1 protein-coding gene is annotated in these 212 nt (G+C 64.6%); it reads right to left on the bottom strand.

Annotated elements, in window-relative coordinates; translation table 11 throughout:
* Nucleotides 1–212 (bottom strand): Ig-like domain-containing protein (locus ACPYOD_RS19210; protein WP_481303278.1); only part of this gene is annotated, 212 nt, incomplete at both ends.

Here is a 212-nt window from a genome sequence, read left to right as displayed (position 1 = left end):
TTGAAGCTGTGATTGCCCACGGCCAGGCTGCTCACCGACAACGTCCACTGGCCGCTGCTGTTGACCGTAGCGGTGCCCTTGGAGGTGCTGCCGTCGAAGAGCTCGACGGTCTGGCTGGCGAGGGCGGTGCCCAAGAGAGTGAGGGTGGTATCGAAGGTGGTGCCGTTGTTCGGCACGTCGTTGCCTTGGGCATCGCGCACGGCGCTGATCAC

The organism is Luteibacter sp. HAY1-4A, assembly GCF_056755355.1.
The sequence above is the reverse complement of the archived record's forward strand: the minus strand, read 5'-3'. Positions and strand labels throughout refer to the sequence as shown.